This is a genomic window from Halomonas sp. BM-2019 (genome assembly GCF_017584085.1).
The window spans coordinates 270268-277429 of record NZ_CP071922.1; the positions used below are offsets into that span (position 1 = coordinate 270268).

General features: G+C 67.5%; 7 protein-coding genes. All 7 read left to right on the top strand.

The genetic code is table 11. The features are described from left to right. On the top strand, window positions 1-148 hold a 148-nt coding region (locus J5F18_RS01405), incomplete at its 5' end, for a F0F1 ATP synthase subunit gamma (RefSeq protein ID WP_346302152.1). A 66-nt stretch (window positions 149-214) separates the two neighbouring features. Beyond that, window positions 215-1591 carry a F0F1 ATP synthase subunit beta gene (gene atpD, locus J5F18_RS01410; protein ID WP_346300583.1) on the top strand — a complete coding sequence of 459 codons (1377 nt, stop codon included), beginning with the start codon at window positions 215-217 and terminating at the stop codon, window positions 1589-1591. Window positions 1592-1615: 24 nt separating this feature from the next. After that, complete coding sequence (locus tag J5F18_RS01415) at window positions 1616-2044, top strand: F0F1 ATP synthase subunit epsilon (protein ID WP_346300584.1); 429 nt, start codon at window positions 1616-1618, stop codon at window positions 2042-2044. A gap of 144 nt (window positions 2045-2188) precedes the next feature. After that, on the top strand, window positions 2189-3568 hold the full coding sequence (gene mgtE / locus J5F18_RS01420; protein WP_346300585.1) for a magnesium transporter: 1380 nt from the start codon (window positions 2189-2191) through the stop codon (window positions 3566-3568). A 559-nt stretch (window positions 3569-4127) separates the two neighbouring features. Beyond that, window positions 4128-4925 (top strand): undecaprenyl-diphosphate phosphatase, encoded by a 798-nt coding sequence (locus tag J5F18_RS01425; protein ID WP_346300586.1) that lies wholly within the window; start codon window positions 4128-4130, stop codon window positions 4923-4925. Between the two features lie 37 nt (window positions 4926-4962). Beyond that, entirely contained in the window at window positions 4963-6042 is a 1080-nt protein-coding gene (locus tag J5F18_RS01430; RefSeq protein ID WP_346300587.1) for an FAD:protein FMN transferase, read from the top strand. 51 nt (window positions 6043-6093) lie between these two features. Further along, the coding region (locus J5F18_RS01435) for an NTP transferase domain-containing protein (protein WP_346300588.1) at window positions 6094-7162 on the top strand (1069 nt) is incomplete at its 3' end.

Genomic DNA, 7162 nt, shown 5'->3' on the forward strand with positions numbered 1-7162 from the left:
GCAGGCGGCGCGGATGATCGCCATGAAGAGCGCCACCGACAACGCCGGTGGCCTGATCGACGACCTGGAGATGGTCTACAACAAGGCCCGCCAGGCCGCCATCACCCAGGAGATCTCCGAGATCGTCGGGGGCGCTGCCGCCGTATAGCGCCGGGGAGGGCGCGGCCCTCCCGGCATACAGGCTTCATTTGCAGGTTTTTGAGAGGATCGCAAGATGAGCGGACGTATCGTACAAATCATCGGCGCGGTGATTGACGTAGAGTTTCCGCGGGACGATGTTCCCAAGGTCTACGACGCGCTGAACGTCTCGAAGGTCGAGACCGTGCTCGAGGTCCAGCAGCAGCTGGGCGACGGCGTGGTGCGCACCATCGCCATGGGCTCCACCGAGGGTCTGAAGCGGGGCATGGAGGTCGCCAACACCGGTGCCGCCATCTCCGTGCCGGTGGGCAAGGAGACCCTGGGCCGCATCATGGACGTGCTGGGTCGCCCGATCGACGAGGCCGGCGAGATCGGCGAGCAGGAGCGCATGCCGATCCACCGCAAGGCGCCGACATACGCCGAGCAGGCCGCCTCCAACGAGCTGCTCGAAACCGGCATCAAGGTCATCGACCTGGTCTGCCCGTTCGCCAAGGGCGGCAAGGTCGGCCTGTTCGGCGGCGCCGGCGTGGGCAAGACCGTCAACATGATGGAGCTGATCCGCAACATCGCCACCGAACATAGCGGCTACTCGGTGTTTGCGGGCGTGGGCGAGCGGACCCGTGAGGGGAACGACTTCTACCACGAGATGACCGAATCCAACGTTATCGACAAGGTATCGCTGGTCTACGGTCAGATGAACGAGCCGCCCGGCAACCGCCTGCGCGTGGCCCTGACCGGCCTGACCATCGCCGAGAAGTTCCGCGATGAAGGCCGCGACGTGCTGCTGTTCGTCGACAACATCTACCGCTATACCCTGGCCGGTACCGAGGTCTCCGCCCTGCTGGGCCGCATGCCCTCCGCGGTGGGCTACCAGCCGACCCTGGCCGAGGAGATGGGGGTGCTCCAGGAGCGCATCACCTCCACAAAGACCGGCTCGATCACCTCCGTGCAGGCGGTCTACGTGCCCGCGGACGACCTGACCGACCCGTCCCCGGCGACCACCTTCTCGCACCTGGACGCCACCGTGGTACTGGCGCGCTCCATCGCCGAGCTGGGCATCTACCCGGCCATCGACCCGCTGGACTCCACCTCGCGTCAGCTGGATCCGCTGGTCGTCGGCGAGGAGCACTACGACACCGCCCGCGGCGTGCAGAACGTGCTGCAGCGCTACAAGGAGCTCAAGGACATCATCGCGATCCTGGGCATGGACGAGCTGTCCGACGAGGACAAGCTGGCCGTGTCGCGGGCGCGGAAGATCCAGCGCTTCCTGTCTCAGCCGTTCTTCGTGGCCGAGGTGTTCACCGGGTCGCCCGGCAAGTACGTGTCCCTCAAGGACACCATCCGTGGCTTCCAGGGCATCCTCAACGGCGAGTACGATGAGCTGCCGGAGCAGGCCTTCTACATGGTCGGCACCATCGACGAGGCCGTCGAGAAAGCCAACCAGATGAAGTAATCCCGTCCATCAGGGAGATTCGCTATGGCGAACAGCTTCACTTGCAACATCGTCAGCGCCGAGGCGGCCATCTTCTCGGGCGAGGTCGAACAGCTCGTCGCGTCCGGGATCATGGGAGATCTGGGCATCCTGCCCGGTCATGCTCCGCTGCTGACCGAGCTTCAGCCTGGCCCGATTCGCGTGATCCATGACGGTGGACAGGAAGAGAACTTCTACGTCTCCGGCGGCTTCCTCGAAGTGCAGCCGGACGTGGTGACCATCCTGGCCGATGCGGCATCCCGCGCCGGGGACCTCGACGAGGCCTCCGCCGAGGAGGCCCGCCAGCATGCGCTGAAGGCGTTCAGCGATAAGTCGGCGGAGCTGGACTACACCCGCGCCGCCGCCGAACTCGCCGAGGCCGTGGCCCAGCTGCGCACCATCCAGCAGCTGCGCAAGAAGGCCGGCAAGGGCTGATCCTGCCCGCGCCGAGACGACGCCCCCCGCCCGTGAAATACCGGGGTCGGGGGGCGTTTTCGTCTCTGCTATCATGGCAAACCAGCGATTGCGGTCGGCCTCCATCCGGCCTGCTTACCACTTCACAGGCGTCAGGAGGATGCCATGTCCCTGAACGAGACCTTGATCGAGCAGCACGACGCCCTGATGGCCGCCCTGAAGGCGGAGGATGGCGAACAGCTGGAGAGCCTGCTCCAGGAGATGCGCGCCGCCGATATCGCCGAGATCCTCGAATATATCGCCGAGGAGGAGGAGCATCGACAGACGGTCTTCGCCCTGCTGGCGACGCTCTCCATCGAGCGACGCGCGCATATCATCGGCTACCTGCCCGAGGAGCTTCAGGAAGAGCTGGCCGGCGAGATGAGCGACGAGACCCTGCTGTCGGTCATGGAAGAGATGAGCGCCGACGAGCGGGCCGACCTCTTCAACCTGCTCGGCGAGGATCGCCGCGAGGGGCTGCTGCGGCGCATGGCGCGCCAGGAGCGCGAGGACCTCAAGCGCCTGGCCAGCTACGAGGAGGGCACCGCCGGGGCCCTCATGACCTCGGACTATGTGGCCATTCCCAGCGGCATGACCGTCTCCCAGGCGATGATGCGGGTGCGCCAGACCGCCCCCGACGCCGAGACCGTCTATCAGCTCTATATCGTCGAGCCGGACGGTCGCCTGGCCGGCACCCTGTCGCTGCGCCAGCTGATGGTGGCGCGCCCCGGGGCCCAGGTCGACGACCTGATGATCAAGGACGTGATCAGCGTGCCGGTGGACGAAGAGCAGGAGGAGGTCGCGCGGCTGATCGCCCGCTATGACATGCTGGCGGTGCCGGTGGTCGATGGTGACGCGCGCCTGGTCGGGATCATCACCCACGACGACGCCATGGACGTAGCCGAGGAAGAAGCCACCGAGGACATGCACAAGGGGATGTCCATCGGCAAGCTCGAGGGCGGGCTGCGCAGCGCCAGCCTCTTCGATCTCTACCGCAAGCGGGTGGTGTGGCTGGTGCTGCTGGTATTCGCCAACATCTTCTCCGGCGCCGGCATCGCCTACTTCGAGGAGACCATCGAGGCCTATATCGCCCTGGTCTTCTTCCTGCCGCTGCTGGTGGACAGCGGCGGCAACGCCGGCTCCCAGGCCGCCACCCTGATGGTGCGCGGCATGGCCACCGGCGACGTGCGCAGCCGCGACTGGGCCAAGCTGCTGAGTCGTGAAGTGGCGGTGGCCATCGGCCTCGGCCTGACCATGGCGCTCGCCGTCTCGGTGGTGGGGGTGTTCCGCGCCGGCACCGAGATCGCCATGGTGGTGGCCATGAGCATGGTGCTGATCGTGATCGTCGGCAGCCTGATCGGCATGATCCTGCCGTTCCTGCTCAACCGCATCGGCTGGGACCCGGCCACCGCCTCGGCGCCGCTGGTGACCTCCATCGCGGATGCGTCCGGGGTGCTGATCTACTTCGCCCTCGCCACCGCCATCCTGGGGCTGCCGGGGGTCTAGGCATGACCGGGGCACGGGGTGGCGCCATTTGAGCCACCCGCTGTGGCAGCGGCTAGGCGAGGATCGGCTGCTGCTGATCGATGCCGGCCAGGCGCTGCCTGCGACCTTGTCGATCGTTGCGCCCTGTCGGATCGTTCATCGGGCGCTACTTCTTCTCGAAGAACGAGCGGATGGCGATGACCAGAGTGAACGTCATCAGCAATGAGAAAAGGAGGAGAAGGATGGAAACGGCAGGCACGATCATGTCGGCGGCCATGGCTGACTCCTGAGGAATCTGGGGAGGGGAGTGCCGGCGTTGGGCGTCGAGGAAGGGGCCAGGGTAGCACGGCGAGCCGGGAAATGCCTCAGGCCAGCCCGCCGGCGATAAGGGTGGCGCGCCTGGCCTCGCGGGCAGGCGGTAGCCAGGCCGAGAGAACCCGCGGGAGATACCCCTGCCACGCCGAAGGTCTCGGGCGGACAAGTGTCGAGGAGGCGTGTATCCTCTGCGCGTTACACCTTCCCCGCCCTTCGGCCCGCCGCCGGCAGGCGTCTTGGCTCGCTTCTGTTATGGGATCGCCATATGGATTGGCTTCAGGTCGTCGTGCTCTCCATCGTGCAGGGGCTCACCGAGTTCCTGCCCATTTCCAGCTCCGCCCACCTGATCCTGGTGCCGGTGCTCACCGACTGGCAGGACCAGGGGCTGGCCTTCGACGTGGCCCTGCATATCGGCAGCCTGGCGGCGGTGGTGCTCTACTTCCGCCATGAACTTGTGCGCATGAGCGTGAGCTGGGCCGGCTCGCTGCGCGGTGGGGGCATGGACCAGGACGCGCGCCTGGGCTGGTGGGTGCTGCTGGCCACCCTGCCGGTGTGCGTCATCGGCTTCGCCTTTCGCGATGTCATCGCGCTGGGCATGCGCTCGCCGGTCATCATCGGCGTGAGCCTGATCGGCTTCGGCCTGCTGCTGGGCTATGCCGACTGGCGTCGTCGCGGGGGACGCAGCGAGTACCAGCTCGGCCTGCGCGACGTGCTGCTGATCGGCTTCGCACAGGCGCTGGCGCTGATTCCGGGCACCTCCCGCTCCGGTATCACCATCACCGCGGCGCTGCTGATTGGCATGAGCCGAGAGGGGGCGGCGCGCTTCTCCTTTCTGCTGTCGATCCCGGTGATCGCCCTGGCCGGCGGGCTCGAGATCCTCGGCCTGATTCGCGAGGCCCACGAGGTGGACTGGCTCGCCGTGACGGTCGGTGCCATCCTCTCCGGCATCAGCGCCTATCTGTGCATCCACTACTTCCTCGCCTTCATCAAGCGGGTCGGCATGCAGCCCTTCGTGGTCTACCGCCTGCTCCTCGGCGGCTGGCTGCTGTGGCTGTTCTGGTAGCTTCGTTTCCCCTTCCTTCATGGAGAGTGTACGCATCATGAAAGCCCCGGCTTCCCTGCTCTTTCTCTGCCTCGTGCTGCTACTGGCGGGCTGCTCGGAGCGCGACCGGCCTCTGGATTCCCCGGTACGCTTCGAGGGCGGCATCTTCGGCAGCTTCTACCAGGTGACCATCGCCGACCCCCTGACCCAGGGCGAGGCCCGGGCGCTGGAGGAGGGCATCCTCGAGACGCTCGAGGCGGTGAATGCCTCAATGTCGCTCTATATCGACGACTCTGAGCTGTCGGCCTTCAACCAGTCACCCCAGGGCGAGTGGCAGCCGCTCTCCGACGAGCTGATGGAGGTGCTGGCGATCAGCCAGGCGGTGGCGGAGAAGAGCGAGGGGGCCTTCGACGTCACCATCGGGGGATTAGTCAACCTGTGGAGCTTCGGCGCCGAGGCGCGCCCTCGGGAGGTACCGGACGAGACAACACTAGCCGAGCGGCTCGAGGTGATCGGCTTCGATGCGGTGGAACTCGACGACGCCGCCCTGCAGGCGCGCCGCACGCGGGATGTCGTCGTCGACCTGGGCGGCGTGGCCAAGGGCCATGCCACCGACCGGGTCGCGGCCTACCTCGACCGCGAGGGCATCGAGCACTACCTGGTCAACCTGGGTGGCGACCTGATCGCGCGGGGCTATCGGGACGCCGAGGCCGAGCCCTGGCGCATCGGCGTGGAGGCGCCCCTGGACGACCGCCAGGAGGCCCAGTACGTGCTGCCCATCCGGGATGTCTCGCTGGCCACCTCCGGCGACTATCGCAACTACTTCGAGGAGGCGGGGCAGCGCTTCTCTCACACCATCGACCCGCGCAGCGGCAGGCCCATCGACCACCATCTGGCCTCGGTGAGCGTGCTACATCCCTACAACGCCTGGGCGGACGCCTGGGCCACGGCGCTGATGGTGCTGGGTGACGAGGCGGGCATGGCCCTGGCCCGGGCACAGGACCTCAAGGTGCTGATGATCGTGCGCGACGGCGATGGCTGGGAGAGCCGGGTCAGCCCCGCCTTCGTGGCATACTTCGGCGAGGCGCGGGTCGCGGAGCTTGGCCTGGCGCCCGAGGCGGAGGCCGCCGCGGAGTGATCTCGGCGGCCGACGGGTCGCACACGAACGGATGAAGAACAGGAGTCATAGATGACACTCGACCCCGAGACGACACTCGATGTCGTGATACTGGCCGCCGGGCAGGGGACCCGGATGCGCTCGACCCTGCCCAAGGTGCTGCACCGGCTGGCCGGCAAGCCCATGGTGCGCCACGTGATCGATACCGCGACGAGGCTTGAGGCCGAGCGCACTCACGTGGTGGTGGGGCATGGCGCCGAGCGGGTTCGCGAGGCCCTGGCCGACTGCGACCTTCGCTTCGCCCTGCAGGCGGAGCAGAAGGGCACCGGCCATGCCGTGGCCCAGGCCCTCCGCGAGACCCTGGCGGCGCTGCTTGCCCGGGTCGACGAGGACCACCTGGGGCTGCTCACCGTGACCCTTGAGGATCCCAGCGGCTACGGGCGCATCCTGCGCAACGCCGAGGGCGAGGCGGTGGCCATCGTCGAGCACAAGGACGCTTCGCAGACCGAGCAGGCGATCAATGAGTGCAACACCGGCATCATGGCGATGACCGCCGCCCAGCTGCGCCGCTGGCTGCCCAGGCTCTCCGCCGACAACGCCCAGGGCGAGTACTACCTGACCGATATCATCGCCATGGCCGCCGCCGAGGGGGTGAAGATCGTCACCGCCCAGCCGGCCAACCCGCTGGAGGTGGAGGGGGTCAACAACCGGTTGCAGATGGCCCGCCTGGAGCGCGCCCACCAGGCCGCCATTGCCGAGCGGCTGATGACCGAAGGAGTGGCCCTGCTCGATCCGGCGCGCCTCGTGCGTGGCACCCTCACCTGCGGCCACGACGTGGAGATCGACGTGGGCTGCGTCTTCGAGGGGGAGGTGGAACTGGGCGAGGGGGTGCGGATCGGTGCCCACTGCGTCATCCGCGACAGCCATATCGGTGCCGAGACGGTGATCGAGCCCCACAGCGTCATCGAGGGGGCGGTGATCGCCGGGCGCGGCCAGGTCGGCCCCTTCGCGCGGCTGCGGCCCGGCACCCGCCTGGCGGTGGGCGCCAAGGTGGGCAACTTCGTCGAGACCAAGAACACCGAGGTGGGCGAGGGCAGCAAGATCAACCATCTCAGCTACGTGGGGGACGCCCGGCTGGGCC

Coding starts and splice junctions, on each gene's coding strand:
- mgtE (WP_346300585.1), top strand. CDS start 2,189: ATGTCCCTGAACGAGACCTTGATCGAGCAGCACGACGCCCTGATGGCC.
- J5F18_RS01415 (WP_346300584.1), top strand. CDS start 1,616: ATGGCGAACAGCTTCACTTGCAACATCGTCAGCGCCGAGGCGGCCATC.
- J5F18_RS01425 (WP_346300586.1), top strand. CDS start 4,128: ATGGATTGGCTTCAGGTCGTCGTGCTCTCCATCGTGCAGGGGCTCACC.
- atpD (WP_346300583.1), top strand. CDS start 215: ATGAGCGGACGTATCGTACAAATCATCGGCGCGGTGATTGACGTAGAG.
- J5F18_RS01430 (WP_346300587.1), top strand. CDS start 4,963: ATGAAAGCCCCGGCTTCCCTGCTCTTTCTCTGCCTCGTGCTGCTACTG.